Annotated in this window: 19 protein-coding genes; 10 read left to right on the top strand and 9 right to left on the bottom strand. The window is 64.6% G+C overall.

The annotated features are described in order from the left end of the window. Positions 1 to 59: 59 nt before the first annotated feature. Positions 60 to 1,259 carry an enoyl-ACP reductase FabV gene (gene fabV, locus CKW13_RS23805; protein ID WP_095111212.1) on the bottom strand — a complete coding sequence of 400 codons (1,200 nt, stop codon included), beginning with the start codon at positions 1,257 to 1,259 and terminating at the stop codon, positions 60 to 62. A gap of 221 nt (positions 1,260 to 1,480) precedes the next feature. Between fabV and potE the strand changes: the two genes are divergently transcribed. Then, the gene (gene potE / locus CKW13_RS23800; protein ID WP_095111211.1) at positions 1,481 to 2,788 is read left to right on the top strand and encodes a putrescine-ornithine antiporter; all 1,308 of its coding nucleotides are present in this window, start codon (positions 1,481 to 1,483) and stop codon (positions 2,786 to 2,788) included. 128 nt (positions 2,789 to 2,916) lie between these two features. Here potE and CKW13_RS23795 read toward each other — a convergent pair whose 3' ends face one another. The 5 genes from CKW13_RS23795 to CKW13_RS23775 all read right to left on the bottom strand — a co-directional run bounded on the left by CKW13_RS23795 (position 2,917) and on the right by CKW13_RS23775 (position 9,671). Further along, positions 2,917 to 4,110, bottom strand: coding sequence for a fumarylacetoacetate hydrolase family protein (locus CKW13_RS23795; protein ID WP_095111210.1), 1,194 nt, complete (start codon positions 4,108 to 4,110; stop codon positions 2,917 to 2,919). 68 nt (positions 4,111 to 4,178) lie between these two features. Continuing rightward, positions 4,179 to 5,759 (bottom strand): aldehyde dehydrogenase (NADP(+)), encoded by a 1,581-nt coding sequence (locus CKW13_RS23790; RefSeq protein ID WP_095111209.1) that lies wholly within the window; start codon positions 5,757 to 5,759, stop codon positions 4,179 to 4,181. 166 nt (positions 5,760 to 5,925) lie between these two features. Then, complete coding sequence (locus tag CKW13_RS23785; RefSeq protein WP_095111208.1) at positions 5,926 to 7,479, bottom strand: UxaA family hydrolase; 1,554 nt, start codon at positions 7,477 to 7,479, stop codon at positions 5,926 to 5,928. A gap of 144 nt (positions 7,480 to 7,623) precedes the next feature. Further along, positions 7,624 to 8,577: a LysR family transcriptional regulator gene (locus CKW13_RS23780; protein WP_095111207.1), complete on the bottom strand. Its 954-nt coding sequence runs from the start codon at positions 8,575 to 8,577 to the stop codon at positions 7,624 to 7,626. Between the two features lie 134 nt (positions 8,578 to 8,711). After that, on the bottom strand, positions 8,712 to 9,671 hold the full coding sequence (locus tag CKW13_RS23775) for a LysR family transcriptional regulator (RefSeq protein ID WP_095111206.1): 960 nt from the start codon (positions 9,669 to 9,671) through the stop codon (positions 8,712 to 8,714). A 102-nt stretch (positions 9,672 to 9,773) separates the two neighbouring features. On the opposite strand from CKW13_RS23775, the gene CKW13_RS23770 reads away from it, so the two are divergent. From CKW13_RS23770 to CKW13_RS23750, 5 genes are all read left to right on the top strand, one after another. After that, positions 9,774 to 11,090: an L-fuconate dehydratase gene (locus CKW13_RS23770; RefSeq protein WP_095111205.1), complete on the top strand. Its 1,317-nt coding sequence runs from the start codon at positions 9,774 to 9,776 to the stop codon at positions 11,088 to 11,090. Between the two features lie 97 nt (positions 11,091 to 11,187). Beyond that, positions 11,188 to 12,504 carry an MFS transporter gene (locus CKW13_RS23765; RefSeq protein WP_095111204.1) on the top strand — a complete coding sequence of 439 codons (1,317 nt, stop codon included), beginning with the start codon at positions 11,188 to 11,190 and terminating at the stop codon, positions 12,502 to 12,504. Positions 12,505 to 12,665: 161 nt separating this feature from the next. Next, complete coding sequence (locus CKW13_RS23760) at positions 12,666 to 13,484, top strand: ABC transporter substrate-binding protein (RefSeq protein WP_371856255.1); 819 nt, start codon at positions 12,666 to 12,668, stop codon at positions 13,482 to 13,484. Positions 13,485 to 13,535: 51 nt separating this feature from the next. Continuing rightward, the gene (locus CKW13_RS23755) at positions 13,536 to 14,648 is read left to right on the top strand and encodes a succinylglutamate desuccinylase/aspartoacylase family protein (RefSeq protein WP_095111202.1); all 1,113 of its coding nucleotides are present in this window, start codon (positions 13,536 to 13,538) and stop codon (positions 14,646 to 14,648) included. 54 nt (positions 14,649 to 14,702) lie between these two features. Next, complete coding sequence (locus tag CKW13_RS23750) at positions 14,703 to 15,593, top strand: MurR/RpiR family transcriptional regulator (RefSeq protein ID WP_095111201.1); 891 nt, start codon at positions 14,703 to 14,705, stop codon at positions 15,591 to 15,593. A 3-nt stretch (positions 15,594 to 15,596) separates the two neighbouring features. Here CKW13_RS23750 and CKW13_RS23745 read toward each other — a convergent pair whose 3' ends face one another. Continuing rightward, a complete protein-coding gene (locus CKW13_RS23745; RefSeq protein WP_095111200.1) occupies positions 15,597 to 16,412 on the bottom strand; it encodes a hypothetical protein in 816 nt (271 codons plus the stop codon). 125 nt (positions 16,413 to 16,537) lie between these two features. Continuing rightward, the gene (locus tag CKW13_RS23740) at positions 16,538 to 17,230 is read right to left on the bottom strand and encodes a hypothetical protein (RefSeq protein ID WP_095111199.1); all 693 of its coding nucleotides are present in this window, start codon (positions 17,228 to 17,230) and stop codon (positions 16,538 to 16,540) included. 337 nt (positions 17,231 to 17,567) lie between these two features. Here CKW13_RS23740 and CKW13_RS23735 point away from each other — a divergent pair, with 337 nt between their 5' ends. Next, a complete protein-coding gene (locus CKW13_RS23735) occupies positions 17,568 to 18,008 on the top strand; it encodes a CBS domain-containing protein (protein WP_095111198.1) in 441 nt (146 codons plus the stop codon). Here the strand turns inward: CKW13_RS23735 and CKW13_RS23730 are convergent. Further along, on the bottom strand, positions 17,982 to 18,884 hold the full coding sequence (locus CKW13_RS23730; RefSeq protein ID WP_095111197.1) for a LysR family transcriptional regulator: 903 nt from the start codon (positions 18,882 to 18,884) through the stop codon (positions 17,982 to 17,984). The two genes, CKW13_RS23735 and CKW13_RS23730, sit on opposite strands and share 27 nt — an antisense overlap. Before the next feature lie 140 nt (positions 18,885 to 19,024). On the opposite strand from CKW13_RS23730, the gene CKW13_RS23725 reads away from it, so the two are divergent. From CKW13_RS23725 to CKW13_RS23715, 3 genes are all read left to right on the top strand, one after another. Further along, positions 19,025 to 19,723: a CoA transferase subunit A gene (locus CKW13_RS23725; RefSeq protein ID WP_095111196.1), complete on the top strand. Its 699-nt coding sequence runs from the start codon at positions 19,025 to 19,027 to the stop codon at positions 19,721 to 19,723. A 35-nt stretch (positions 19,724 to 19,758) separates the two neighbouring features. Further along, on the top strand, positions 19,759 to 20,418 hold the full coding sequence (locus CKW13_RS23720) for a CoA transferase subunit B (protein WP_095111195.1): 660 nt from the start codon (positions 19,759 to 19,761) through the stop codon (positions 20,416 to 20,418). Positions 20,419 to 20,444: 26 nt separating this feature from the next. Then, the coding region (locus tag CKW13_RS23715) for a beta-ketoacyl synthase N-terminal-like domain-containing protein (RefSeq protein WP_305886499.1) at positions 20,445 to 20,949 on the top strand (505 nt) is incomplete at its 3' end.

The raw sequence follows: 20,949 nt of genomic DNA, 5'->3' as shown, positions 1-20,949 counted from the left end.
AATCACCCGGCAATAAAAAACCCTTGCCCGTCACCGGGCAAGGGTTGGAGGGGTGCAGATCAACCCTGGATCAGGTTCTTGATCTCAACATCGGGGCTGACATCAGCCTCGTAGTCCACGCCTTCGATCTCGAAGCCGAACAGGCGCAGGAACTCCTGCTTGTAGCCGGCAAAATCGGTGAATTCGTGCAGGTTTTCGCTGGTGACCTGGTCCCACAGCGCCTTGACGCGGTCCTGTACCTCGGGGGCCAGTTCCTTGTAGTCGGCACGCAGGCGACCTTCTTCGTCGATCAGCGGGTTGCTGCCGTACAGGCTCTCGCGGAACAGCCCATAGACCTGCTCGATGCAACCTTCGTGGCTGCCCTGCTCCTTCATCACCTTGAACAGCAGCGACAGGTACAGCGGCATGATCGGGATCGCCGAACTGGCCTGAGTCACCACAGCCTTGAGCACGGATACCCGGGCGTCGCCCTGGATATCAGCCAGTTGCTGGCGGATGCCCACGACTTTCTTGTCCAGGTCCTTCTTGGCTTCGCCAATGGAACCGTTCCAGTAGATGTCCTGGGTGAGTTTTTCGCCCAGGTAGGTGAACGCGGTGGTTTTCGCGCCTTCGGCCAGGACACCGGCGCCATGCAGGGCGTCGATCCACATCTGCCAGTCTTCACCGCCCATGACCGCGATGGTGCCGTCGATCTCTTCCTGGGTCGCCGGTTCCAGGGTGGTGTCCTGCACCACTTCCTTGTCGGTGTTCACCCCGCGCAGGGTGATGGACTTGCCCAACGGCTTGAGGGTGGAGCTGAACACTTCGCCGGTTTTGGGGTGGGTGCGCCGTGGCGAGGCGAGGCTGTAGACCACCAGGTCGATCTTGCCGCCGAAGTCTTTCTTGATGGTGTCGATGGTGATCTGCTTGATGGCATCGGAGAACGCGTCGCCATTGATGCTCTTGGTCACCAGGCCCTTGGCCTCGGCGAACTTGTGGAACGCGGCGCTGTTGTACCAGCCGGCGGTGCCCAGTTTGCCTGCGTCGCCTTCACGCTCGAAGAACAGGCCCAGGGTGTTGGCGCCACAGCCGAACGCGGCGCTGATGCGCGCTGCCAGGCCATAGCCGGTGGAAGCCCCGATCACCAAAACGTTCTTCGGCCCGTTGGCAATCGGCCCCTGGGCGGTAACGTAGTCGATCTGGTGCTTGACGTTGGCTTCGCAGCCAACCGGGTGGGTGGTCACGCAAATAAAACCACGGACACGCGGTTTGACGATCATAAAAGGTCTCCCTCTTTCAAAATTCCGAGAGCCGGCGCAGGCCATGCCGCGCCGCTCGTTCGGGTCTATGACGCTCGTAATCGCCAGGCGTCACGCAAAGATTCGCTTTAGCCATTGGCAAACCCCGGCGAGAGTGGCGCTTCGCCGGGCAAATGTCCACTTGGCATCACGCCGATAATCCGCTACAGCTACAGCCTTCCCCGCGCCCAAGGATTGGTTGGATGGCCCTGCCCAAGAAAATGAACGTGATGCAGCTAACCCTGCTCACCGCTGTGAACATGCTCGGCTCGGGGATCATCCTGCTGCCGGCCAAACTGGCCGAGGTCGGCGGCATTTCAATCCTGTCCTGGCTGGTGACCGCCACCGGCTCCCTGGCGCTGGCTTACGCCTTCGCCCGGTGCGGCATGCTCAGCCGCAAGGCCGGGGGCATGGGTGGCTACGCCGAATACGCCTTCGGCAAGGCCGGCAACTACCTGACCAACTACACCTACGGCAGCTCGCTGCTGATTGCCAACGTGGCCATCGGCATCACCGCCATCGGCTACCTGCAAGAACTGTTCGGCTGGCAGTTGAGCGCCCTGCAGATCGGCCTGGCCACCATCGCCCTGCTATGGCTGACCACCCTGCCCAACTTTGGCGGCGCACAGGTTACCGGCAAAATCGGCGCGGTCACGGTGTGGGGCATCATCGCCCCGGTGCTGGTGGTGGCCACGGTCGGTTGGTTCTGGTTCGACGCCTCGGTCTACCGCGCCGCCTGGAACCCCCACGGCGCGAGCTGGTGGCATGCGGCCACGGCGTCGGTGTCCATCACCCTGTGGGCCTTCCTGGGGCTGGAATCGGCCTGCGCCAACAGCGACGCCGTGGAAAACCCCGAGCGCAACGTGCCCATCGCCGTATTGGGCGGCACCCTCGGCGCGGCGCTGGTGTACATCCTGTCCACCAACGTGATCGCCGGGATCGTCGCCAACCCGGAACTGGTCAGCTCCACCGCGCCTTTCGGCCTGGTGTTCGCCAAGATGTTCACGCCCCTGGTGGGCGATATGGTGATGGGCATGATGATCGTCGCCTGCGCCGGCTCGCTGCTGGGCTGGCAGTTCACCATCGCCCAGGTGTTCAAGAGCTCGGCCGACGCCGGCTACTTCCTGCCCGTGTTCGCCCGCCTCAACAGCGCCGGGGCGCCCGTGTGGGGCATGTCGATCCTACTGGGCCTGCAAACGGTGCTGGTGCTGATGACCCTGAACCCGGACTTGAGCAAGCAGTTCGACACCCTGGTGAACCTGGCGGTGGTCACCAACATCGTGCCTTACATCCTGTCCATGGCCGCCGTGATGACCATTCAGAAAGCCGCCGGCATCGCCCCGGGCCAAGCCCGCCTGACCAACCTCATCGCCCTGCTCGCCTCGGCCTACAGCTACCTGGCGCTATACAGCTCCGGCGCCCAGGCGCTGATGCTGGGGGCGTTGTTTACCTTAAGTGGCTATACGTTGTTTGGCTTTGTCAGCCAAAGGCATACGCCACGCACCCCATGACCCTGTAGCAAGCGGGCTCGCCCGCGCCGGGGTGCGCAGCGCCCCTCCAGCGGTGTGACGCCAGGTCGGTTTTTCCAGCCGCTACGCGACCGAACGCGGGCCAGCCCACTGGCTACAACAACACAGGCTCAGCGTGCCTTCACCGCCACCTGCAACAACCCGCGGCGATCGAGGCTTTCGATCAGGGCGCGCAAGCCGAATTCCCAGGCTGGGGCCTGGTCGCTGGTGGTGACGCGGTTGCACAGGGTGCCCAGCAGTGGGTTGCTGATGCTGACCACGTCGCCCGGTTTGTGGGTGAAGCCGCCGCCGGGTTGGTCGCGGTCTTGTTTGGGGGCGAACAGGGTGCCGAGGAACAGCACCAGGCCATCGGGGTATTGGTGGTTTTCGTTGAGGGTCTGTTGCACCAGGTCGGCCGGGTCGCGGCTGATTTGGCGCATCGAGCTGCGGCCCTGCATGACGAAGCCATCGTCGCCGGTGACACGCAGGTCCACTTCGGCGGCACGTACGTCGTCCAGGTCGAAGCTGTCGTCGAACAGGCGCAGGAACGGCCCCAACGCGGTGGAGGCGTTGTTGTCCTTGGCCTTGGACAGCAGCAATGCGCTGCGCCCCTCGAAGTCGCGCAGGTTGACGTCATTGCCCAGCATCGCGCCCTGGATCTTGCCGAGGCTGTTCACCGCCAGCACCACTTCCGGCTCGGGGTTGTTCCAGCTCGACTTGGGGTGGATGCCGATCAACGCGCCGTGGCCGACCGCCGACAGGGGCTGGGCCTTGGTGAAGATCTCGGCGTCGGGGCCGATGCCCACTTCCAGGTACTGCGACCACAGGCCCTGCTCCACCAGTACCGCGCGCAAGGCCTGGGCCTGCTCGGAGCCGGGGACGATCTGCGACAGGTCGCTGCCGATTTGCGCCACCAGAGTGCCGCGGATGGCGTCGGCCACGGCTGGGTCGCCCTTGGCCTGCTCTTCGACCACCCGCTCCAGCATGCTCGCGGCGAAGGTCACGCCGGCAGCCTTGACCGCTTGCAGGTCGATCGGCGCCAGCAGCCAAGGCTGGTTGCGGTCCTGGCGGGCCGGGTCGCTGTTGTCCAGCAGGGTTTGCAGTTCCATCAACGGCGCGCCCAGGGGCACGCCCCGCAGCCAAGTTGCCGGGTCGTCCAGTTCCAGCAGGGCCGAAACGGTGGCGACATGGGCGCTGATGTCGTAGACCGCCGCGTTTTTCAGCAGGACCACGGCCGGCCCTTCGTTGGGCAGGCACACGCGGCCCACCCAGGTGCCGGTATCGAACACGTGGGCGTTGGCGCTCAAATTCAGGTTGTTGTTCATCGCAACACTCGCAAGGTGATGTAGGAGAAGGCCCCCTGGCGGTCAGGGGGCGAGAACGTCGGGGCGGGTCAGCCCAAGGCGCGGGTGCTGCTCTGGCCGTCCACGAGGCGGGCGATGCCCAGCGGGTTGGCGTTTTTCAGAGCGTCGGGCAGGTGCGCATCGGGGATGTTCTGGAAGCACACCGGGCGCAGGAAGCGGTCGATGGACAACGTACCCACCGAGGTGCCGCGGGCGTCGGAGGTGGCCGGGTACGGGCCGCCATGGACCATGGCGTCGCTGACCTCCACCCCGGTCGGGTAGCCGTTGAGCAGCACGCGGCCGACGCGCTGTTCGAGGATCGGCAACAGCTCGGCAAACTCCACCAGGTCGGCGTCTTCGGCCAACAGGGTGGCGGTCAGTTGGCCTTGCAGGGCACGCACGGCGCGCAGCAGCTCTTTGCGGTCGGCGGCCAGTACCACCACCGTGCACGGGCCGAAGACTTCCTCTTGCAGCAGTTCATCGTGTTCCAACAGCAGGCTGATATCAGCTTGGAACAGTTGCGGCTGGGCCTGGTTGCCGCTTTGTGGCTGGCCGCTCAGGTGGCTGACGCCAGGGTGGCTGTGCAGCGCCGCCAGGCCTTTGCCGTAGCTGGCCAGGGTGCCGGCGTTGAGCATGGTTTGTGGCGCCTGCTCGGCCATGTGCGCGCGCAGTTGCTCGACAAATGCGCTCATCTGCGGCGAAGCGATGCCCAGGATCAGGCCCGGGTTGGTGCAGAACTGGCCGCAACCCTGAACCACCGAGGCGCTGAGGTCCTTGGCGATGGCCGCGCTGCGGGCCTGCAAGGCCTGGGGCAGGACCAACACCGGGTTGATGCTCGACATTTCGGCAAACACCGGGATCGGTTGCGGACGCGCGGCCGCCATGTCGCACAGGGCGCGGCCGCCCTTGAGGGAGCCGGTGAAGCCCACGGCCTGGATGCCTGGGTGCTTGACCAGCGCAGCGCCGACACCGCCGCCGAAAATCATGTTGAACACGCCCGTGGGCATGCCGGTTTTCTCGGCGGCGCGCACCAGCGCTTCGGCCACCCGCTCAGCCGTGGCCATGTGGCCGCTGTGGGCCTTGAACACCACCGGGCAACCGGCGGCCAGGGCCGAGGCGGTGTCGCCGCCGGCGGTGGAGAACGCCAGCGGGAAGTTGCTGGCGCCGAACACAGCCACCGGGCCCACGGCGGTGCGGTACTGGCGCAGGTCCGGGCGCGGCAGCGGTTTGCGCTCGGGCAGGGCCTGGTCGATGCGCGCACCGTAAAAGTCGCCACGGCGCAGCACTTGGGCGAACAGGCGCATCTGCCCGCTGGTGCGGCCGCGCTCGCCCTGGATACGGGCGGTGGGTAATGCGGTTTCGCGGCAGGTCAGGGCTACGAAGTCATCGCCCAGGGCATCGAGTTCGTCGGCGATGGCGTCGAGGAACTCGGCACGGCGCGCGGCCGGCAGGTTGCGGTAGATCGGGAAAGCGCGCTCGGCGGCTTCCACGGCCAGGTCGACCTCGCCCAGGGTGGCCTGGAAAAACGCGCCCGGCAGTTGCTCGCCGGTGGTGGCGTCGACGCTGTGCAGGCGAGTATCGCCTTCGGCGCTGCGTTGACCGTCAATGAAGTTGAATCCGGAGAGGTTCATTTGAAGAGTTCCCTTGGTGAAAAGTAAAAAAAGGGCCGGCAGCCACACAACCCAGTGGTAGCGGGCCTGCCCGCGATGGCGGACTGTCAGGCCATACAGTTGCCAACTGACCCACCGCTGTGGCGGGCAAGCCCGCTTCCACAGCAGATCAGCCGGGGGCGCGCGATCACGTCACCGCGCCAATCTGCCACGGCACGAATTCGTTCTGGCCGTAGCCGTGCTGTTCGCTTTTGCTGCGTTGGCCGGAGGCGATGTCGAGCATCATCTGGAAGATGTAGGCGCCCCGCTCTTGGATGCTGGTGCTGCCGTCGGCGATGCCGCCGCAGTTCACGTCCATGTCTTCTTCTTGGTACTCGAACACCCGGTTGTTGGTCGCCAACTTGATCGAGGGCGCCGGCGCGCAGCCGTAGGCCGAGCCGCGCCCGGTGGTGAAGGCGATCAGGTTGGCGCCGCCGGCGACCTGGCCGGTGGCCGACACCGGGTCGTAGCCGGGGGTGTCCATAAACACCAGGCCCTTGGCGCGCACGGCTTGGGCGTATTCATAGACATCCACCAGGTTGCTGGAGCCGGCCTTGGCCACCGCCCCCAGGGATTTTTCCAGGATGGTGGTCAAGCCCCCGGCCTTGTTGCCGGCCGAGGGGTTGTTGTTGAGTTCGGCGTTCATCCGCTGGCAGTAGGCTTCCCACCAGTGGATACGGGCGATGAGTTTTTCGCCCACGGCACGGCTCACCGCACGGCGTGTCAGCAGGTGTTCGGCGCCGTAGATTTCCGGAGTCTCGGAGAGAATCGCCGTGCCGCCGGCCGCCACCAGGCGATCCACTGCGTTGCCCAGGGCCGGGTTGGCGGTGATCCCCGAATAACCATCGGAGCCGCCGCATTGCAGGCCCACCACCAGGTGCTTGGCACTGACCCGCTCGCGCTTCACCTCGTTGGCCTGGGCCAGCAGGCTCTTGACCTGTTCAATGCCGCTGGCGATGGTTTTCGAGGTGCCGCCCACGCCCTGAATGGTAAAGGCGCGCAGTTGATCGCTCTTGGTCAGGCCCTGAGTGGCCAGCAGGTCTTCAATCTGGTTGGTTTCGCAGCCCAGGCCAATAATCAACACCGCCGCGAAGTTGGGGTGTACCGCGTAGCCACCCAAGGTGCGGCGCAACAGGCCCAGGGCTTCGCCGCTGGGATCCACCGCACAACCGGCGCCGTGGGTCAGGGCCACTACGCCGTCGATGTTCGGGTAGGCGGCCAGCACTTCGGGGTGGATGTCGCGGCGAAAATGGTCGGCCACGGCCCGGGCCACGGTGGCCGAGCAGTTCACCGAGGTCAGGATGCCGACGTAGTTGCGGGTGGCGACCCGGCCATCGGCGCGCACGATGCCGTCAAAAAACGCTTCGCTGGCCGGCACCTCATGGGCGTCGACGCCAAAAGCGTAATCGCGGGAAAAGTCGCCCATTTCTACGTTCTGCACGTGCACATGGTCGCCGGCTTCGATGGTCTGCGAAGCGAAACCGATGATCTGCCCGTAGCGGCGTAGGGGCTGGCCCTGCTCGATGCGCACGGTGGCGACCTTGTGCCCCGACGGCACAGCCTGGCGCACGGTGATTTGCTCGGCGGCCAGCACCAGGCCTGCGGGCAGGGCCTGGCGGGCGATCAATACGTTGTCCAAGGGGTTGAGGCGGATCACGGCCGCGCGGGTGTCAAAGCCTTGGGTCTTGGCAATCAGTTCCATGGAACCTCTCAGAGACGGTTACACCGTAGGTTCTTGTTATTACGTGCTCGATCAGGATCGAGCAGGTCTATAACCACTCTAAGGAGCTGCCGGGCCATTGCCCAATGAAAGGTTGCGATTGACCGATAACCCCAGGTTATCGCTTCAGGCAATTTCCCCATTACGGCGCTGGCGGGCGAATTCCAGGAGGATTTCCGCAAACTCCCGGGTCGGCCCGGTCAGGCGTTCGTTTTTGCGGGTGAGGATGCCGTAGTCCAGGGGCGCCAGTTGCAGCGGCGTGTCCAGGGCTTTGAGCAAGCCGTTGTGCAGGTGGGCGCTGACCATGGACTCCGGGAGCATGGCGATCATCGGCCCCGATTGCAGCAGTTGCAGGAAGGTGGGCATGGAGATGGTGTCCACCGTATTGGCCGGCGTGGCCAGGCCCACGGCGGCGAAGGCTGCCTCCATGCGTGCGCGGATCGGCGTGCCCACCGGGTACAGCACCCACGGCCACTGGCTCAGGTCGGCCAGGCTGACCGGGCCTTGCGCCAGCGGGTGGCGATGGTTGACCACCAGGCAGAACGGCTCCGGGCCCAGGGGCTGGAAGTCGAAGAGCTGGGCGAAGCGCTCATCGGTGAAGCGGCCGATTATCAGGTCGAGCTTGTTTTGCTCCAGCATGGCCAGCAAGTGGTCGCTGGACTGCTCCACCACCTCAATCGACAACAACGGGCTACGGGCCTTGATAAGGGCAATGGCCTCGGGCAGCACCACCGAGGTGGCGGCGAAGATCCCACCCACCTTCAAAAAGCCGTGGCCGCCCTGGCGCAGGCGATTGACCTGATCGACAAAGCGCTGGGAATCGTTAAGCGACACCTGGGCGTAGCGCACCACGTACTCCCCCAGCTCCGTGGGCGGCATGCTGCGCGGCAGGCGCTCGAACAGGGCAAAGCCGAACTGCTCCTCCAAATCGCGCAGCATCTTGCTCAGGGCCGGTTGGCTGAGGTTCATCTGCTGGGCGGTGGTGTGCATGTTGCGCGTGCGGGCCAGGGTGTCGATCAGCACCAGGTGCTTGAAGCGCAACCAATTGCAGAAGGCAGGATGGGAAATGGCCGGGGGCATGGGCGATGTCCTTGGGGAAATGGCGGGGAGTCTAGCGGGCGGGGTGCGCTGGGTCACTTAAGCAAGGGCTGGCCTGTGTGGGATCACCGCTGTGTGGGAGCGAGCCGGCTCGCTCCCACCATGTTGCAGGTGGGTCAGCCCTTGCCACACTCGCGCAAGTACCCCAGCAACCGGCTCACCGCCGGGGCCAGGGGCCGGGCTTGGCGGGTCAAGAGGCCAAGGTTGACCATGGAAATCGGCAGCTCCACCGGCAAAATCGCCACCATGGCGTAGCGCGCGTAGTGCTCGGCCACATCGTTGGGCACCACAGCGATCATGTCCGAGGCTTCGATCATGGCGGTGGTGGCCAGGATCGAGGCCGTTTCGACGATATCCAGGGCCTGCACCATGCCGCCGGCGTTGAGGGCGTTTTCTACGCGGCGGCGCATGGGGCTGTCGAGAGGGTGAAGAATCCAGGTCAGTGCCATCAGGTCGGCCAGGCTCAAGCGCGCCGCGCCGGCGAGTGGGTGCCCGGGGCGAGCGATCACGCGCATCTGCTCGCCCTGTTCGAACAGCTCGATGTTCAGGCCCTGGCTGTCGCTCTGGTCCGGCAGGCGCCCCAGCACCACGTCGTAGTCGCCGCGCACCAGGGCCGGGAGCAAGGTGTCGCTGGTGCCCACCTCGATGCTGATGCGCACTTTCGGGTTGTCGGCCTTGAAGGCCAGCACGCCCCGGGTCAACACCGTGGGCACCGGCCCCATCACGGTGCCGATGCGCACCAGGCCCGAGGCGCCCCGGGCCAGCTCCGCCAGTTGCGCTTCGGCGTGTTCGAACTCATGCACCGCGCCCTGGGCGTAATGCAGCATCACTTCGCCATACAGGGTCGGCTCCATGCCCCGGGGCAAGCGCTCGAACAACTTGGCCCCCAGGCGCTCTTCCAGTTGCTGCAACAGCAGGCTCGCCGCCGGTTGGGTGGTGTGCATGGCCGTGGCGGCGCGGCGCAGGTTGCGGTACTCGCCCAGGGCATTGAGCAAGGCGATCTGGCGGCTGGAAATCTTCAGCGGGCTGAAGGTTTTGGCCGCTGGCAGCGAGGGTTTGACGGGCAGCTCTGACATATCAATTTTGGTATCCATCTATACGAATCGACGATTATGCCTATATCGCCGCTCACCCTACAGTCGGGCTTCCAAGACGTCACCTACAAAAAAGAGTTCGCCATGAGCATTCGAATTACCCACCTGAGCGTACGCGACATCCGTTTCCCGACTTCCCGTTCGCTGGACGGCTCCGACGCCATGAACAGCGCGCCGGATTATTCGGCTTCTTATGTGGTGCTGCACACCGACTCCGACAAAGGCCTGGAAGGCCATGGCCTGACCTTCACCATCGGCCGTGGCAATGAGATCTGCTGCGCCGCCGTGCAATCCCTGGCGCCACTGATCGTCGGCAAGACCCTGGAAGACATCACCGCCGACATGGGCGGTTTCTGGCACAACATCACCGTCGGCGACAGCCAACTGCGCTGGCTGGGCCCGGAAAAAGGCGTGATCCACCTTGCCACCGCCGCCATCGTCAACGCTGTGTGGGACCTGTGGGCCAAGGCCGAAGGCAAACCGGTGTGGAAAATGCTCGCCGACATGAGCCCCGAGCAACTGGTGGCGTGCCTGGATTTCAGCTACGTGACCGACGCCATCACCCCCGAAGAAGCCATCGCCCTGCTGCGCCGCAAGGCCTCGGGCAAGGCCGAGCGCGAAGCGCACATGCTGCGCGAAGGCTACCCCGGCTACACCACCGCGCCAGGCTGGCTGGGCTACAGCGAAGAGAAAATGCGCCGCCTGTGCCGCGAAGCCGTGGCCGACGGCTGGACCCACGTCAAGCAGAAGATCGGCGCCAACCTGGAAGAAGACATCCGCCGCGCCGCGATCCTGCGTGAAGAACTGGGCCCGGACCTGACCCTGATGATGGACGCCAACCAGGTCTGGGGCGTGGATGAATCCATCGCTAACATGCGCCGCCTCGCCGCGTTCAACCCCTGGTGGATCGAAGAGCCCACCAGCCCCGACGACATCCTCGGCCACGCCACCATCCGCCAGCGCATCAAGCCCATTGGCGTCGCCACCGGCGAGCACTGCCACAACCGGGTGATGTTCAAGCAGATGTTCCAGGCCCAGGCCATGGACTTCTGCCAACTGGACGCCGCGCGCCTGGGCGGCCTCAACGAAGTGCTGATCGTGATGCTGATGGCCGCCAAGTTCGACGTGCCGGTCTGCCCCCACGGCGGCGGCGTCGGCCTGTGCGAGTACGTGCAGAACATCTCGATCTTCGACTACATCGCCGTTTCCGGCTCCCTGGAAAATCGCGTGCTCGAATACGTCGATCACTTGCACGAGCACTTCCTGGAACCTGTGGTGATCCGCCGCGGGCGCTACATGCCACCCCAGCAACCGGGCTACAGCATCGAAATGAGCGCGCAAACCCTGGAGCGATATCAGTACCCTGGCGGCGCTATCTGGGTGGACCTGGAGCCGCAATAGTCCGCGAACACTGCCCCACTCCCCTTGCCCGCCCCGGCGGGCAAGGGTTGCACCACCGGTTTGACCCTTTGTACCTGCCCACATTAGGACTATAAAAATGACAATCCTAAGTACCGCGGCGGCCCAGGCAAGCACTGCCGGCGTCACCGATGAAAGCCGCCTGAACCGCCTGCTGTTGCGCAAACTCATGCCACTGCTGGTGGTGGTCTACGTGATGAGTTTCCTCGACCGCACCAACATTGCCCTGGCCAAGGCCAGCATGGGCATCGATCTGGGCCTCTCCGCCGCGGCCTATGGCCTGGGCGCGGGGCTGTTCTTCCTGACCTACGCGCTGTTCGAGGTGCCCAGCAACCTCATCATGCAACGCGTGGGTGCCCGGTTCTGGATCACCCGGATCATGATTACCTGGGGCCTGTTGTCCGCAGGCATGGCGTTCGTCCAGGGCGAAACCTCCTTCTACATCATGCGTCTGCTGCTGGGCGTGGCCGAGGCCGGCCTGTTCCCCGGCGTAATGCTGTACCTGACCTACTGGTTCAACCGCGAACAACGGGCACGGGCCACCGGTTACTTCCTGCTCGGCGTGTGCCTGGCCAACATCCTCAGCGGCCCGTTGGGCGGCGCCTTGCTGGAACTCGACGGCTGGCTGGGCTGGCACGGCTGGCAGTGGCTGTTCGTGCTCGAAGGCCTGCCCGCCGTGGCCCTGGCCTACGTGGTATGGAAAAAACTGCCCGACGGCCCCTCCTCCGCCTCCTGGCTGACCAAAGCCCAGGCCCGCGCCATCGAAGAACGCCTGAGCGCCGAGCGCGCCGCCTCGCCGCAGCAAAGCCGCCTGGGGCAGATGTTCCGCGACAAGCAGATCTGGCTGGCGATTGCTGTGTACTTCGTGCATCAGATCACCATCTACACGGTGATCTTCTTCCTGCCCGGCATCATCGGCACCTATGGCGCGCTGACGCCCCTGCAAATCGGCCTGCTGACCTCGGTGCCGTGGATCGCCGCCGCCATCGGCGCCGCGACGTTCCCACGCCTGGCCACCTCACCGCAGCGCTGCCGGCGCATCCTGTTCTTCGGCCTGCTGACCATGGCCAGCGGCCTGTTGCTGGCGTCGTTCTCCAACTCCTACATCGGCCTGATCGGTTTCTCGCTCACCGCGCTGATGCTGTTCGTGGTGCAGTCGATCATCTTCGTCTTCCCCTCCAGCCGCCTCAGCGGCACGGCCCTGGCGGCGGGCCTGGCGTTCGTCACCACGTGCGGCTTGCTCGGCGGTTTCGTCGGCCCCTCGGTGATGGGCCTGATCGAACAAACCACCGGCAGCACCCGCAACGGCTTGCTGGTAATCGCCGGGTTGCTGGTGGTCGCGGCGCTTATCAGCACACGCCTGCGCCAAGGCCAGGAACAAACCACCACCGCCTAAGGTAGTCAGCGGGCGAGCCCGCTTGCTACAGCCATTCCCACAGGGCGCTTCGGCGCCCTTTTTGCTGGGCGCTGGCGGGGTTGATACGTTTACTTTCAGTGGATTGATTTGTGAAATAAAACCTGTCATTTATAGCCGCGCCAACCTTTTGGCCAAGGGTAATGACCACCCGCACGTCCCACACAGGAGTGAACCATTTGAAAAAGACCCACGTTTTCGGTGCTTTGGTACTTAGCGCCGTCAGTCTGTTTGCCCACGCCGATCAAAAAACCATGCGCATGGGCATCGAAGCGGCCTACCCGCCGTTCAACTACGCAGACCAGCAAGGCAAGCTCGGCGGTTTCGACTACGACATCGGCAATGCGCTGTGCGAAGAAATGAAGGTCAAGTGCCAATGGGTGGTCCTGGCGTTCGACGGCATGATCCCGTCGCTCAACACCAAGAAGATCGACGCGGCGGTCACGTCCATGTCGATCACCCCCGACCGCCTCAAGTCGGTGGACTTCAGCAAGAAGTACTACCACACCCCTGGCCGCTACACGATGAAGGCCGGCACTGAGCTCAGCGATTCGCTGGTCGAGCTCAAGGGCAAGAAAGTCGGAGTCCAGCGTGCCTCCACCTACGACCGTTTCGCCACTGCCGAACTGGAAAAAACCGGCATCGAGGTGGTGCGCTACGACACCCAGGCCCAAGCGTTCCTTGACCTGCAGAACGGCCGTATCGACGCCGCCCTGGCCGACAGCGTGTTCACCAACGACAGCTTCCTGCAAACCCCGCAGGGCAAAGGCTTCGCCATGGTCGGCCCGTCCACCGCCAGCAAGCCGGAATACTTCGGCAAAGGCGCCGGCATCGCCATCCGCAAGGGCGACGTCCAAACCAAGGAACGCCTGGATGCCGCCATCGACGCTATCCGCGCTAACGGCACCTACGACAAAGTGATGGCCAAATACTTCACTTTCGACATCTACGGCGCTCGCTAAGCCCCCGCGTTCACCCTGGCGCGCGCGCCAGGGCTCCCACTAAGGATTTGCATGGAACACATTCAACACCTGCTGCCCTGGAGTGCCATGGGCACCGAGCGGCAGTTGTCGGTCTTTCGTTTTGGCCAGGGCCCGCGCAAAGCCTATATCCAGGCCTCGCTGCACGCCGATGAACTGCCGGGCATGCGCGTGGCGGTGGCACTCAAGGCGCGCCTGCGGGAGCTGGAACAACAGGGCCGCCTCAACGGGGTGATCGAACTGGTGCCGGTGGCCAACCCCATTGGCCTGGCGCAGATGTTCCAGGGCACCCACCAAGGCCGCTTCGAGTTTTCCAGCGGCAAGAATTTCAACCGTGACTTCCCGCAACTGGCCGATGCCGTCGCACCGCGCATCGACGGCCAGTTGACCCAAGACGCCGACGCCAACGTCGCCCTGATCCGTGCCGCCATGGGCGAGGCCATCGCCGCCCTGCCCGCCGCGCAGTCGGAGACCGAAGGCCTGCGCCGCCTGCTGCTGCAACACGCCTGCGACGCCGACCTGGTGCTGGACCTGCACTGCGATTTCGAGGGTGTGATGCTGCTTTACGCCATCCCCCAGCACTGGGCGCAGATCCGCCCCCTCGCCGCGCGCCTGGAGGCCGGGGCCGTGTTGCTGGCCGATGATTCCGGCGGCAAGGCGTTCGACGAATCCTGCTCGCTGCCCTGGGTGCAACTGGCCGAGCGCTTCCCCCAGGTGCCGGTGCCCCTGGCCTGCGTGGCCAGTACCCTGGAGTTGCGCGGCATGACCGACACCGACCGCGAACCGAGCATCGCCTGCGCCGAGCAGATCCTCGCCTACCTGGCCGACCAGGGCCTGATCGCCGGCGACTGGCCACCCGTGCCCGGCGAGTGCTGCGACGCCACGCCGTTTGCCGCCACCCAATACGCCTACGCCCCCCACGCGGGGGTGGTCAGCTTCCTGCAAGCGGTGGGTGCGCGGGTGCGGGTCGGCGACCCGTTGTTTGAAGTCCTCGACCCGCTCACCGACCGCCACAGCGTGGTCCACGCCACCACCGACGGTTTGCTCTACGCCCGCGAACGCCTGCGTTTCGCCCAACCTGGGCTGTGGCTGGCCAAGGTCGCCGGCACCCAGGTGCTGCGCCAGGGCCGCTTGCTCACCGACTGACGTCCCCGCCCCACGCCACTGGCGCGGGGCGCCTTCACACAGGTTGCATCGCCCATGCCGAGCCCCGCCTCCGACACCACGGTCTACGCCACCCCGGTGATGCGCAAACTGGCGCAGATCATCAGCGACCTGCCGCCCTCGCTGCGCAAGGTGGCCGACTTCATCCTGCGCCACCCGCTCAAGGCCGCCACCCTGACCATCGAGGAACTGGCCCAGGAAACCGCCACCTCGCCAGCGGCGGTCAATCGCCTGGCCAAAGCCCTGGACCTGGGCGGCTACACTGGCATGCGCGCCGAGTTGATCGATACCTTGCAACAGATGGTCTCGCCGGTGGACAAACTGCGCGATCAACTGGCCCAGCGCCCCGACGGCGCCTTTGGCCTGCCGGAGCAAATCCAGATCGCCAGCAGCAACCTCGCCACCGCCGCCAGCAACAACCCGGGCGAGGCGTTCGAGGCCTTTGTCACAGGCCTGACGGCGGCGCGCAAGATCTATGTGCTGGGGTTTGGCAACAGCGTGTACCTGGCCGGTTATGCGGCCGCGACCCTGATGCCGTTCTGCGCCGATGCCTGCGCCATCAGCATGGAGGGCGGCAACGAAAACGCCGCCTATCGCCTCGCCGCCATCACCGAACAGGACGTGCTGCTGGCCATCTCGCTGCCGCGTTACTCCCTGGACACCCTGCAACTGGCCCGCTTTGCCCACGAACGCGGCGCCCGCGTGCTGGCCATCACCGACTCCCCTGCCTCGCCGCTCACCGCCCTGGCCGACCAAGTGCTCTTCGCCCCCGCCGAGCACCCGGTGCTGACCAGTTCCAGCATCGCCGTGCTGGCCCTGATCGAAGGCCTGGTGGCGGCTGTGATGGCGCGCAACCCGGCCTGCGTGAAACTGGCCACCGAACTGACCGAAAGCGTGGTGTCGTACCTGCAAGCGCCACGGCGCTGAAACCTAGGGGATGCCCCAGCCGAACTGGCTGCTGACTTCCAGGGTCTGGCGCGTGCCGGCCTCGTCCAAAAAGGTGTAGCTCAGGCGCTGGGCCGGTTGCGCGGTGTAGTCGAAGTCCACCCCCGGCACGTTGTGCAGCTTGCCGCTGACCACGGTGTCCAGGTAGTCGGAATACACCACGGTCGCGTCGGCCGTGGGCGTCATCTTCGCCCCTTCGTAACTGCCCAGGGTGAAGCTTTTACAGTTGTATTCATAAAGCTTGCCCGCCAGGTTGGCGCTCAGCTCCCGCGCCGGGCCGCTGCGCAACTGGCGACATTCGGTGAGTTTCTTGGTCTGGATCACCACCGGTTCAGTGGGGTAGGACTTGGTCCATTGGGTCACGCAATCAAGGGGTTGGCGCGAGTACAGCTCTTCGCTGTAGACCTTGAACACCGGCGCCGGCCAGGGGCTGGTCTTCGACAGCACGACTTTGGTGTTGGCGGTCAGGCTGTCCTTGGTGCCGCAGTTCTGGATCTGATCGGGCGCCTGGTAGCTCTGCAGCGCGGCGAAGCCGTGGTAGATCGGCAGGCGCGTCACCGTGCCACCGTCGCCGGTATACACATAGCCCCACGCCGGGTAGGCCTTGCCGTCGGCCATGGTCACCGATTGCAGCTTGGCCGCCGCGGTGCCGACCTTGCCGATTTCCGGGTCGTACTCGTACTGGCGCTTGAGCGCCGGCGAGATGTGCCGGGCTTCGCCGGGCAACACCCGCACTTGCTTGAGTTCGGCGGCCAGGGCCGGCACGGCCACCAAGGGCAATACCATCATCAGGATTTTCATAAGCCTCCCGCGGGTCCTCGTTGTGGTTGTTGTAGCAAGCGGGCTCGCCCGCGCTGGGGTGCCAATGGTGTGCCTTACAGCGTTTTTACGGCCGCTACGCGACCGAGCGCGGGCGAGCCCGCTTGCTACTGGCTGGCGCACACCTCGCAGCGCTCGATATCGAACTGCTGCAAGGTCAGGTTCTTCTGCCCCGAAGCCTGTTCGATGGCCGAGGAACGGCGGTTAAGAACCGTCAGGTTGGGCCGCCCATCAATGAAGTAGGAGACCTTGGAGCACTGCGCCTCGGTGGATGACACGCGGAAGCTGAAACCGGTCTTGCCAGTGCGCTTGAGGGAATCGATGGTGGCCTCGCAACGGGCCACTACTGTGCCGCAGTCGCAGTCCAGGCCTTTTTTGCCGGGGCGGGGCGCTTGGCTCTGCAAGGCCTGACTTTCCCAGTCGGTGTTTTCCAGGTTATCGACCGCGTTATTGAACGCCGCCACGCCCCGGGCGTTGCGCTGGTTTTCCAGGGCTTCCTGTTGCTCGGCCTGCTGGCGTTGCTGTTGCGCCTCGCGGTCCTGGGCATCGGCGCGTTTTTGCAGGTAGTCGCCCACCGCGCCCAAGGCCTCGGAGGCCTGGCCGACGCGGTCGGGCTCGGCGCTGGTGGAATAGCCGCCGGCATCCCCGGCACAGAGGGCTTCGGACATCGGTTTGGAGCAATCAAGGCACTGGCCTTGCCAATTCTTGCCATAGCCAGGCGGGCATGAGCCCTGGGCCCACACGGGCGCACTGGCGGCCCACGCCAGCAACAGCACTGCGGGCCAATGCAACGGGTTCATGGACGCCTCCTTCGGGTTGAGTGCTTGCGATATCCGGCCCGGCCAAACAGTGCCACCACACAGTGACATCACCGCGACGCGCCCGATTTTATTGAGCGTAGCGCTAAAAGCGCAATGCCATCAGTGGCGCCGAGGTACGTCTGTCGGGTGAGGCTGAGGCAGGTTTTCGCGCCAATCGCTGAAAATTTGCCGAAAAATGACGTTTTTCACCCGCTTGCATGCCGCTTTGGCCCTTGCCCTGCGGGCCGCACTCCACGATTCTGTATTAACGCGCGCTGCGTCAAACACTACAGGGCGGCACCTTCTGCCGCCCGGCATGCCACCGTCGAGGCCCACCATGAAGACCGTTGCCCAACTCCTGAAGCTCAAGGCCCAGCACAACCAGCAAGTGCACACCATCGCGCCTCACCAAATGGTGCTCGAAGCCTTGATGAAAATGGCCGAGAAGAACGTCGGCGCCCTGCCCGTGGTCAAGGACGGCGTGGTGGTGGGGGTTATCAGCGAACGGGACTACGCCCGCAAACTGGTGCTCAAGGGGCGCTCGTCGGTGGGCACGCCGGTCAGCGACATCATGAGCTCGCCGGTCATCACCGTGGACTCCCACCAAACCGTCGAAGGCTGCATGGGCATCATGACCGACAGCCACCTGCGCCATTTGCCGGTGGTGGAAAACGGCCAGTTGCTGGGCCTGTTGTCCATCGGTGACCTGGTCAAGGAAGCCATCGCCGAACAGGCCGACCTGATCCGCCAGTTAGAGCAGTACATCCGCGGCGAGTGAGTGCGCCGCCAGCAAACTGTCGAACAGCGCCTGGGCCGCTGCCGACAACTCCTGGCCGGGTTTGGTCAGCACGCCGATGGCGCGTTCCACCACCGGCTCGCTGAGGGTCAGGCAATGGCCGCCCAATTCGCGCATCTGCCCGGCGCACAGGGCCGGCACCGCGCTCACCCCCAAGCCACTGGCGACCATACGCCCCACGGTCGCCAGTTGATGGCTTTCAAACTCCACCGGCAACTTCATCCCCCGCGCCTGCAAGTGTTCCTCCAGCATCACCCGTACGGTCGAGGGCCGTTGCAGGGTGATGAAGGGGTGCTCCAGCAGCGTCACCCAATCCACCTGCGTGTGCCGCGCCAGGGCGCAGTCGGCGGGCACCACGGCGACAAAGCGGTCCAGGTACAGCGGCGTGAAATGCAACGACGACCCCGGCCCCGGCTCGAACGCCACCCCCAGTTCCACCTGGCGGTCGCGGACCATTTCCAGCACCTGCTCGTTAATCACGTCGTTGACCGTGACATTGACCTGGGGGTAACGCCCGCGAAAGGTCTTGAGGATCGGCGGCAGCAGGTTGCCGGCAAACGAAGGCATGGCCGCCAGTGTCACGCGCCCCCGTTGCAGGGTGAAGCGCTGACGCAGTTCATCTTCGGCGTTGTCCCAATCGGCGATCAACCGCCGCGCCAACGGCAGCAGGGCTTCCCCTTCGGCCGTCAGGCTGACGTTACGCGTGGTACGGCTAAACAACCGCCCGCCCAAACCTTCTTCCAAAGCCTTGATGGTCAAACTCAACGCCGACTGCGATAAATGCAACCGCTCACACGCCAACGCAAAGCTCAAGCTCTGCGCCACCGCCAGGAACGCCCGTATCTGCTTAACCGTCACACCACCTCCACTCAACTTATGACTTGCCGCTTGCCGCTAATAATTGGTTTTCTAAATCAATCATCCTTAAAAATCAACTTAACAAATGAATGCCTCGGCGCAACACTGCGTCAAACCCACAATAAAAGAGGAAGGTCCCAATGGCAGGTTTCGATAAGCGTGTGGCGTCCTACGAGGAAGCCCTGGCCGGCCTCGAAGACGGCATGACCGTCATCTGCGGCGGCTTCGGCCTGTGCGGCATCCCGGAAAACCTCATCGCCGAGATCAAACGCAAAGGCACGCGTGAACTCACCGTGGTCTCCAACAACTGCGGCGTCGATGGCTTTGGCCTGGGCGTGCTGCTCGAAGACCGGCAGATCCGCAAGGTCGTGGCGTCTTACGTCGGCGAAAACGCCTTGTTCGAGCAGCAACTGCTCAGCGGCGAAATCGAAGTCGACCTCACCCCCCAAGGCACCCTGGCCGAAAAAATGCGTGCCGGCGGCGCGGGCATCCCGGCGTTCTTCACCGCCACCGGCGTTGGCACCCCGGTGGCCGACGGCAAGGAAACCCGCGAGTTCAACGGCCGCCCGTACCTGATGGAAGAATCCATCACCGGCGACTTCGCCATCGTCAAGGGCTGGAAAGCCGACCACTTCGGCAACGTCGTCTACCGCCACACCGCGCAGAACTTCAACCCCCTGGCCGCCACGGCGGGCAAGATCACCGTGGTCGAGGTCGAAGAACTCGTCGAACCCGGCGAGCTGGACCCCTCGCAGATCCACACCCCCGGCATCTACGTCGACCGGGTCATTTGCGGCACCTTCGAGAAGCGCATCGAACAGCGCACCGTACGCAAGTAACCCCCGCCCCGGACCGCATGCAAGGAACAACAACAATGGCACTTTCCCGCGAACAAATGGCCCAGCGCGTCGCCCGTGAAATGCAGGACGGCTACTACGTGAACCTGGGTATCGGCATTCCCACCCTGGTCGCCAACTACATCCCCGAAGGCATGGAAGTCATGCTGCAATCGGAAAATGGCCTGCTGGGCATGGGCGCTTTTCCCACCGAAGATGAAGTCGATGCCGACATGATTAACGCCGGCAAACAAACCGTCACCGCCCGCGTCGGCGCTTCGATTTTCTCCTCCGCCGAATCCTTCGCCATGATCCGCGGCGGCCACATCGACCTCACGGTGCTTGGCGCCTTCGAGGTGGATGTGCAAGGCAACATCGCCTCCTGGATGATCCCCGGCAAACTGGTCAAGGGCATGGGCGGCGCCATGGACCTGGTGGCCGGCGCGGAGAACATCATCGTCACCATGACCCACGCCTCCAAGGATGGCGAATCCAAACTGCTGAGCCGTTGCAGCCTGCCGCTGACCGGCGCGCGCTGCATCAAGCGAGTGCTGACCGACCTGGCCTACCTGGAGATCCAGGACGGCGCCTTTATCCTCAAGGAACGCGCCCCAGGCGTGAGCGTCGAGGAAATCGTCAGCAAGACCGCCGGCAAACTGATCGTCCCTGACCACGTGCCCGAAATGCAGTTCGCCTGAACCGCCGAACCCAAGGAGCAAACACTATGCAAGACGTTGTGATTGTCGCGGCTACCCGCACCGCCATTGGCAGTTTCCAGGGTGCGTTGGCCAGTATTCCCGCGCCGCAGCTGGGGGCAGCGGTGATTCGCCGCCTGCTGGCGCAAACCGGCCTGGCCGCCAGTGAAGTCGATGAAGTGATCCTCGGCCAGGTCCTCACCGCAGGCTCCGGGCAGAACCCGGCGCGCCAAGCGGCGATCCTCGCCGGCCTGCCCCACGCCGTACCAGCAATGACCCTGAACAAAGTCTGCGGCTCGGGCCTCAAGGCCCTGCACCTGGGCGCCCAGGCCATCCGTTGTGGCGATGCCGAAGTCATCATTGCCGGCGGCATGGAAAACATGAGCCTGGCCCCCTACGTGCTGCCGGGCGCGCGCACCGGCCTGCGCATGGGCCACGCGCAAATGGTCGACACCCTGATTAGCGACGGCTTGTGGGATGCCTTCAACGACTACCACATGGGCATTACCGCCGAGAACCTCGTCGAAAAATACG

The organism is Pseudomonas sp. Irchel 3E20 (genome assembly GCF_900187645.1).
Classification (GTDB): domain Bacteria; phylum Pseudomonadota; class Gammaproteobacteria; order Pseudomonadales; family Pseudomonadaceae; genus Aquipseudomonas.
This window is presented reverse-complemented; position numbering and strand designations above follow the sequence as displayed.